We start from the raw sequence: 7,527 nt of genomic DNA on the forward strand, positions 1-7,527 counted from the left end.
AGAAATTAGGGACTTGCGTGGAAATAATATCCCAATCGATCGGAGGGCGCAAGCTTTGCGCCCCTACAGTAACGGATTTTGTCCACAATGTAGGGGCGAACTGCGTTCGCCCAAAAGGTACATTATCAAAGCGCAAGTCCCTTACCGACGAAACCCAACAGATTGATCTATTTTTTTCGCCCCATCCAGATCGGCAGATAACTGTCGATAATCTAGGATTATTAGGTCAAATTGCCCTAAAGAGCCCTCTCCTAGAACCCGATCGTAATTCTCCCACTCGTGCCGATGTGCGTAATTGTCTCTCGAAATTAACCGCCGTTTTTGCTGAACTACAGCGACAGGCCAAACGAGAAAATAGCCCCTACAATCAGGAAAATTTGCCCCGTTTATGGATTCTTGCGCCTCTGGTTAGTGAGACTATATTAAACGGTTTTGGGGCGGCCTTAGACCCGAATTAGCCCGAAGGGGTCTATTTCTTGCCTCCTTTGCAGCGCACGGCTATTATCAATCGAATCCGCCCGCGAGGAGCTATTTGAGCGTTTTCACGCTATAACCCTCCAGTAGATGGCAGCAGGGAGAGGGGCGCACCGGAGTACCGGAGAGGGCAGTGGGGAAGTGGGGTGTGGGGTGTTGGGTGTGGGGTGTGGAGTGTGGGGAGAATAAATAGAAATAATCTCCTGTCTCCTGTCTCCTGTCTCCTGTCTCCTAACTCCCGACTTCTAACCCAATGTGCGCCAAAGATAAACAAAAATTATCTATTGACTCCAAAAACTTGAGAATATTTAAATTAACATTTCGCAATATTTACAAATTCTTAAGAATTAATTGAGAAAGATTTTTATTTAACAACGATGTTGTAATGGTTACAGCGATTTGATAGAATTTCATAGTGGGTTATTCTGTGCTTTTTTGGACAGCAATGCTTGAAACCCTTGCTACACCTACAGGGTGATCCTAATTAAGACAGGTAAATTAGTCAATTTCACCCACAACGATGCTCTTTTTTTTGTGTAGTTTTATTGCAAAGAAAAAGTTTTTTTGACAAAAAGCACAAAGTATGCAGTAGCAGTTATGGCAGAGTGGGGGTTGGGGAGGGGGAAGCTGTCTCATCACCCTATCACCCCAAAACCCGATCACCCGACCACCGATCACTGAATTTACCGTTTAGCGGCAACAATGGCAAAAACGGTGGTATGGGGATCGTCTTTTAAAGTTACCCCTTCCGGCATTTTTAAATCACCCACGAGCAGGGATTGCCCCACACCGATCTCCGAAACATCAAATTCGATCACTTCTGGGATATTATCGGCAATACAGGAGACATTAACTTCGTTGACGAACTGTTCGATTAAACCGCCCTGTTTGGTTCCGATCGCTTCTCCCATGGCTTTAATCGGAACAACGATATCGAGCTTACCGTGGGCAGATACTGAGAAGAAACTGAGGTGATAGAGATTTCTTTTCCAAGGATGAGATTGTACCTCTTGGATCAAAGCTTTTCCCGTCCAAGGCATTTCGGGAACATTCACATCCACCAAGGTATTATTTACCGAGGCCTTTTTGAGCAGGGTTAAGGCCGCTTTTTCTCCCACCACGAGGGAAACCGATTCCGTGCCGTTGTGGCCGTAGAGAACCGCCGGGATCAAACCCTGACGACGTAGGGCCCTGGGGTTAATATTTTCGGGTCTTTTTTGACATTCAACGCTAACTTGCATAGTTGACTAATCCTCTTTAGCAATGATTTAAAATTCGTGATTATCCCAAGGTGAGCCATTTTCGTCCAAAAGAGCGCGTTTTGGCCCGTGAATGGGGTCTTCAACGATGATAGTTTGGTCGCGACTAGCTCCTAGGGAGATAATAGCGATCGGTACTTCCATGATCGCCCCCAGGAATTTTAGATAATCGAGGGCCTGTTTGGGTAGGTCTTCCAGACTGCGACAATCACTGGTGGGTTGTTGCCACCCCGGCATCGTTCGGTAAATCGGTTGACAACGGGCGAATTCCCCGGCACTGCTGGGTAAATGGCGACAGGTTTGGCCGTCCAATTGGTAGGCCACACAGACTTTGATTTCCTCTAGGGTATCGAGAACATCTAACTTGGTGATCGCTAGACAGTCTAAACCATTGATTCGCACCGCGTAACGACCGATCACCGCATCAAACCAACCACAGCGACGACGACGGCCGGTGGTAGTCCCGAATTCCGCCCCACGATCGCATAATAACTGCTCGATCTCCCCCTCTAATTCCGTGGGAAATGGACCTTCCCCTACCCTAGTGGTGTAAGCTTTGGCCACACCGATCACTCGATCGATTACCGTCGGACCGATGCCAGAACCCACACAAGCACCGCCGGCGATCGGATTGGAGGAGGTAACGTAGGGATAGGTTCCGTGATCGAGGTCGAGTAAGGTGCCTTGGGCCCCTTCAAAAAGAATATTCTTACGCTTGCGGATTGCCTCGTAGATTTTTAGGGAACTATCGACCACATGGGGACGCAGTATCTCCGCATATTCTAGATATTCCTCGATCACCGTCTTCGCATCTAAAGGCGGTAAGTTATATAACTTTTCTAAAATGACGTTTTTATAATTGATCGTCCATTCTAGTTTTTGCCGCAGATTCTCGGTATTCATCAAGTCGATGACTCGAATGCCGATGCGCTCGGATTTGTCGGCATAGGTGGGGCCGATACCCCTTCCCGTGGTGCCGATTTTATATTTACCCCGTTTTTCCTCGGATGCTTGATCGAGCAGCCGATGATAGGGCATAGTGACATGAGCCGTTTGCGAGATATAGAGATTGTCGGTGGTGACATTGAGGGCGTGTAATTGCGCCATCTCTTTGAGTAACACCGAGGGATCTATGACTGTTCCTGAGCCGATTATACATTCCGTATCTGGGTAGAGAATCCCAGAGGGAATTAGATGGAGTTTGAACGTTTGCTCCTCGACGACGACGGTATGACCCGCATTTACGCCACCTTGAGAACGCACCACCACATCCGCCGATCGACTCAGCAGATCCGTGATTTTTCCTTTTCCTTCGTCGCCCCACTGAGCGCCGATTACAATAACGTTAGCCAAGGTATTTTAGTCTAGCTAAAGTTCACACAAACTACTATTATCTCTCTTGGCGAATACAACTGTCAAGTTATCTCTCTTAGCTAATTGTGGGGAGAAGGCGAGGGTAAAACTCGCCTATTTTCAGGGTTTATTGACCTTCCCGACTGATTTGACGCTCGATAGTTTCGATAGCGGCATTTAATCCCGCTAGACGGGTTTCGAGGTCATCGCGCATCCATTTGAGGAATGTTAATTTACGCTCTTGACATTCTTGGCGGGAAGTGCTGCCACAAGTGTTAAAGAAGAAGGGAAACATAGACTAAGAGGCCTGCTATAACTCTACGTCTCCTATCTTGACGAAAATTTTCAAAAAAGTCTAACCGTTAAGTCGCCATAATAACCACAGACCTAAACCAAAACCGAAAAAATTAGGCAGCCAGGCAGCTAGGAAGGGGGAGAGGGTGGCGGTTAGTCCCAAGCTGCCCACTAAGAAGTTTAAAAGATAGTAGAGGAAAACAATGGCGACACTGAGACCGAAACTGGTTCCCCGACCGATTCTTTGCGGTAGAGAACCCAAGGCACAACCTATGGTAGCAAAGACGATACAGACAAAGGGAAAGGCGATTTTTTGCTGGATTCGCACTTGAAAAAACCTGACTCTCTTATCATCGCCACTGAGTTTGAGCAGTTGCACATATTCGATCGCCTGTGGTATGTTCATCTCGTAGGGATCGCGGCTTTGACGAGCAAAATCGAAAGCGGAGCGAGATAAAGCGATTTTTTCGGCTTTAAAGGGGATAACTTGGCTATAGGAGGCGTTAGGGGGGGTTAATTCATAGATAATGCCGTTAAAAAAGTCCCAGACGTTATCGACGGCATTCCAACGGGCCGAATCGGCGATAATAATTTGATTTAATTCTTGTTTTAGCCAACGGATAACGGTGACTGTTTTCATCTTTTCACCGTCGAATTGTTCAGCATAAAATAAACTTATTAAATTGCGATTAATCGTACCATTTTCTAGGGTTTTTATTTCATAATCTGGATAATAAAAATCTTTATTTTTCCAAAAACTTGCTTCTTTATTAATTTTCTGCACTAAAATTTCTGTGGCTCGATAATTAGCATTGGGAACCACATATTCATTTAATAAAAATGTCACAACTGTAACTATTAAACTCAGGCAAAAAGTGGGTATAAAAAGACGATAAAGAGTGACTCCACAGCTTTGCAGGGCAACGGTTTCACTATCACTACTTAAACGACCGTAGGTGATTAAAGTGGCCAGCAAAAGAGAAACCGGCAGGGAATAAGTGACAAATTCTGGCACTTTTAACAGGAGAATTTCTAGGGCCGAAGCGAGGGGTAGATTGGCATCAACTACCTGATTAGCTAAATCGGAAAGATTCCCGATCGCTACTCCCAAAGAGGCAAATAAACCAACACTAAATAAAAATGGGGGTAGTAGTTGGCTGATCAGATAGCGATCAATGAGGGCAATACCTCCATTTACCCAGTAAGAAATCTTTTTCTTAATCATTGATTTTGGTTAACTCACTCCTATTTCATCCCATTTCCTAACCCGCAGCCGTCTTGCTTACACCTTCGGTTAGCCTATCATATTTTGTCTTTGACGAAAAACACCGCCGGAAGTTGTATGATTGCGGGGAGAGTGGACAGAAGTAAGGATTTGGGTAAGTGTAGATAATTTTTCTGTTCCTATTCCCCGATCATCCCGAGGTGAATTATGCTTCTAAACTGGCAAACTTTTACTATTCATAAACGAGTACCTTTAAGGATTAGTCGCGGCACTACCAGCGAAAATACTAATATCTGGCTGAAAATTAGCGAGGAAAATATCGAAGGTTGGGGAGAGGCATCCCCTTTTGATATTACCAGCGAGGAGAAAAAACCCGATAAAATCCTGCAAGAATTAAACTCGATCGCTCCTATTTTACAATCTTTTCATCCCTGTCAACGCCAAGAAATTGAGAAAATTTTATGGCAAAATCAGATATCTTCGGCTACTCGTGCCGCTATTGATACGGCACTGCACGACTGGTTAGGCAAAAAAGCTAATTTACCTCTCTGGCAAATTTTTGGACTCGATCGCTCTTTAATTCCGCCGGTTTCTGTTACTATCGGTTTAAATTCTCCAGAAAATGTGCAGAAAAGGCTGTTAGATTGGCTAGAAATCGGCGATTTTAGCTTATTAAAAGTCAAATTAGGCTCACCGGAAGGTATAGAAGCCGATCGAGCCATAATTCTGGCCATTAAAGAAATTGTCCCCCATTTGCCCCTAACTGTCGATGCTAATGGTGGTTGGCAATTTAGCGATGCGGTGAAAATGTGCCAATGGTTAGAGGAAAAAGGCGTTATTTATGTGGAACAACCCCTATCCGTGGGACAAGAACGAGATTTAATTGATTTATACGAAAAATCGCCCCTACCCATCTTCGTTGATGAAAGCTGTTTTTCTAGTCAAGATATCCCGAAACTGGCCGATCGAGTCCACGGCATTAATATTAAACTAATGAAAGCTGGTGGATTAGCGGAAGTGCAAAGAATGATTCATGTTGCCCAAGCTTGCCGACTGCAAATTATGTTCGGATGTTACTCTGATAGCAGTTTAGCCAATACTGCCCTAGCACATCTTGGCCCGCTTGTCAACTATCTCGACCTAGATAGTCATTTAAATTTACGCGATGATCCCTTCACGGGATTAAGCTTAGAAAAGGGACGTTTACAACCAAATAATTCACCCGGTTTGGGTGTTAGTTTACGGATAAGCTAAGACGTATTTAAACCGCTTATTCTTAGATTAGCCGAATCTCCCCCAATCCCTTTACTGTTGCCTTTTGCCTGTTGCCTCTTGCCTCGTCTCAACAAGCAATTTAAATTACGAACAGCTTAAAAGATGACTAATTATTTGACTCCTGACAAGAAAGTAGCGATTCTTCTCCACGAAGGAATCAAAGGAACTCGCGGCAAAACCGGGTTAAGTTATCTGCGTTACGGAAAAGCGCAGGTAGTGGCGATTATTGACGCAGAAAGCGCCGGCAGCGCCTTAAAAGAAGTGGCCGGAATCGATCGCCCCTTGCCGATTGTTGCTAGTGTTAGGGAAGCTTTAACCTATCATCCCGATACCCTGTTAATTGGCATCGCACCCTCAGGAGGTATTTTACCCCCCCATTGGCTAGAAGAAATCAAAGAGGGGGTAAATGTAGGGTTATCCCTCGTTAATGGTCTCCATACACCCCTAAAACCCCTTTTTCCTCAGCTTAAACCGGATCAATGGATTTGGGATATCCGTCTGGAACCCCAAGACCTAAAAATTGGGCAAGCGCGGGCGAAAAATTTAACCTGTCAGCGTATTTTAACCGTAGGCACGGATATGAGTGTGGGCAAAATGTCCACTAGCATCGAATTACATCGGGTTGCCCCAGAAAAAGGGCTAAAATCGCAATTTTTAGCCACTGGACAGGGGGGAATTATGATCGCGGGGAAAGGTGTACCCTTGGATGCAGTGCGCGTCGATTATGCTGCTGGTGCGATCGAGGCTTTGGTGCTAGAATCGGCGGAAAATAACGATATTTTGTTTATTGAGGGTCAAGGCTCGCTATTACACCCCGGTTCGACTGCTACCTTGCCCTTAATGCGTGGCAGTCAACCAACGGGGTTAATTCTCGTCCATCGCGCTGGACAAATTCATATCAAGGATTTACCCGATATTCTCATCCCTCCCCTAACAGAAGTGATTAAACTCTACGAAATGACTGCCAGCGCCGGCGGAAGTTTCGGGGAAGTGAAGGTAAAAGGGATTAGTTTAAATACTTTTCATCTTAGTCCGGAGGCGGCAGTTAAAGCTATAGAAGCTGTGCAGGAGGAAACGGGGTTATTTTGTACCGATGTTGTCCGTTTTGGCGGTCAAGGGTTATTATCAGTGATCAGTAATCAGTAATCAGTGATCAGTAAACAGTAAACAGTGATCAGCTTCTGAAGGCAAGCTGATTTGTACCTTCACCGTCCATCACATAATTAGTCTCAACTGTGATTGGAATGATTGAATAGACCTCTTGCAAAAATTTTTTATGGTATAATGGAGGGTTTATCTATTTCGTCTTTGAACTTCTAAATTTATGATCTTTCCACCATTATTTTTCCACAGATACGGTTAATCAACTCTCAATACATTATTGGCGCGACCAAGATATCTAGCTTGTTATTCTCAGCTAAATTAAAAGAATATAGTTAGGGTTTGCTGAAAAAGCTTTTCCTAGGGGCAGGGTGTGGGGTGTGGGGTGTGGGGTGTGGGGTTTTACCGATTTTCAGGTGGTCAACTACCTAATTTTCAGGGAAAAAGTACCTGAATTTTCCCCCGATCCCCGCAATGGCTGGCACTTTTTGAGGGGAAAAAAGTCCAAAAGTCTTATCCAACAAGGTTTTTAGATTTATTCAGCAA

General features: G+C 44.8%; 6 protein-coding genes and 2 pseudogenes. 3 read left to right on the plus strand and 5 right to left on the minus strand.

The window, feature by feature from the left end; genetic code table 11:
• A pseudogene (locus IM456_RS11320) lies at nt 1-458 on the plus strand (hypothetical protein); the annotation flags it as partial.
• Nucleotides 459-528: 70 nt separating this feature from the next.
• On the opposite strand, the pseudogene IM456_RS23560 reads toward IM456_RS11320, so the two are convergent.
• The 5 genes and pseudogenes from IM456_RS23560 to IM456_RS11340 form a co-directional block, all read right to left on the minus strand.
• Nucleotides 529-801 (minus strand): annotated as a pseudogene (locus tag IM456_RS23560) (hypothetical protein).
• Between the two features lie 356 nt (nt 802-1,157).
• Nucleotides 1,158-1,715: a 50S ribosomal protein L25/general stress protein Ctc gene (locus IM456_RS11325; protein WP_149987681.1), complete on the minus strand. Its 558-nt coding sequence runs from the start codon at nt 1,713-1,715 to the stop codon at nt 1,158-1,160.
• 27 nt (nt 1,716-1,742) lie between these two features.
• Nucleotides 1,743-3,086 (minus strand): adenylosuccinate synthase, encoded by a 1,344-nt coding sequence (locus IM456_RS11330; RefSeq protein WP_125732468.1) that lies wholly within the window; start codon nt 3,084-3,086, stop codon nt 1,743-1,745.
• Nucleotides 3,087-3,213: 127 nt separating this feature from the next.
• The gene (locus IM456_RS11335; protein WP_002759244.1) at nt 3,214-3,381 is read right to left on the minus strand and encodes a hypothetical protein; all 168 of its coding nucleotides are present in this window, start codon (nt 3,379-3,381) and stop codon (nt 3,214-3,216) included.
• A gap of 60 nt (nt 3,382-3,441) precedes the next feature.
• Nucleotides 3,442-4,605 (minus strand): LptF/LptG family permease, encoded by a 1,164-nt coding sequence (locus IM456_RS11340; RefSeq protein WP_149987682.1) that lies wholly within the window; start codon nt 4,603-4,605, stop codon nt 3,442-3,444.
• A gap of 207 nt (nt 4,606-4,812) precedes the next feature.
• On the opposite strand from IM456_RS11340, the gene IM456_RS11345 reads away from it, so the two are divergent.
• Together IM456_RS11345 and IM456_RS11350 are read left to right on the plus strand one after the other, a co-directional pair.
• Entirely contained in the window at nt 4,813-5,859 is a 1,047-nt protein-coding gene (locus IM456_RS11345) for a dipeptide epimerase (protein WP_149987683.1), read from the plus strand.
• A gap of 123 nt (nt 5,860-5,982) precedes the next feature.
• Nucleotides 5,983-7,026 (plus strand): N-acetyltransferase DgcN family protein, encoded by a 1,044-nt coding sequence (locus IM456_RS11350; RefSeq protein ID WP_149987684.1) that lies wholly within the window; start codon nt 5,983-5,985, stop codon nt 7,024-7,026.
• Nucleotides 7,027-7,527 lie beyond the last annotated feature (501 nt).

Origin of the sequence: Microcystis sp. M079S1 (assembly GCF_020246425.1) — a bacterium.
Lineage (GTDB): Bacteria > Cyanobacteriota > Cyanobacteriia > Cyanobacteriales > Microcystaceae > Microcystis > Microcystis aeruginosa.

What these genes read in the sequence shown, in the direction of transcription:
- IM456_RS11325 (WP_149987681.1), bottom strand. Translation starts at nt 1,715, where the DNA reads ATGCAAGTTAGCGTTGAATGTCAAAAAAGACCCGAAAATATTAACCCC.
- IM456_RS11335 (WP_002759244.1), bottom strand. Translation starts at nt 3,381, where the DNA reads ATGTTTCCCTTCTTCTTTAACACTTGTGGCAGCACTTCCCGCCAAGAA.
- IM456_RS11340 (WP_149987682.1), bottom strand. Translation starts at nt 4,605, where the DNA reads ATGATTAAGAAAAAGATTTCTTACTGGGTAAATGGAGGTATTGCCCTC.
- IM456_RS11345 (WP_149987683.1), top strand. Translation starts at nt 4,813, where the DNA reads ATGCTTCTAAACTGGCAAACTTTTACTATTCATAAACGAGTACCTTTA.
- IM456_RS11350 (WP_149987684.1), top strand. Translation starts at nt 5,983, where the DNA reads ATGACTAATTATTTGACTCCTGACAAGAAAGTAGCGATTCTTCTCCAC.